The 441-nt window shown below is 49.4% G+C and carries 1 protein-coding gene; it reads right to left on the bottom strand.

Going from position 1 to position 441, the window contains the following annotated elements; all coding sequences use genetic code 11:
• Positions 1 to 170 (bottom strand): DnaA N-terminal domain-containing protein (locus ACEWB7_RS17855; protein WP_411581069.1); only part of this gene is annotated, 170 nt, incomplete at its 3' end.
• Positions 171 to 441 lie beyond the last annotated feature (271 nt).

The raw sequence follows: 441 nt of genomic DNA on the forward strand, positions 1-441 counted from the left end.
TCTCTTACCCAATCGAGCACAAAACGGTTTGGCGCATACAAAGCCAGCGTGTTATCGCTCAGTTCCGCCTGCAACGGGCGTATCCACATACTGAATTCTGTGGCTGGTAACTCATCCTGCAATCGGGCAAGACACTGCTGCCAAAGCGAAAGTGACACGGCGGACTCCACTCGAACAAAAGTCGATAAATGACAAAGGCTGATACATTAATGATTGTTGGCGCACGTCGATAAGACCCTGCATGAAGGGTGACGCACTAACCGCTGTCTGCGGTTTTCACGGATCTTTCAAACGATCGCGACTTCACGCAGTCTGAAAGATTTCGTGTTCATGCCTGACCAGGATCGTTTGAAACGATCAGGACCGCGGATCATAGCCTAAACTGAGCAAGAGATCTTCTGTTTCTCACAGATTCTTCCCGATTTATCCACAGGGCTTTCC

Origin of the sequence: Acinetobacter sp. NIOH-H-8, assembly GCF_046635365.1 — a bacterium.
Lineage (GTDB): Bacteria > Pseudomonadota > Gammaproteobacteria > Pseudomonadales > Moraxellaceae > Acinetobacter.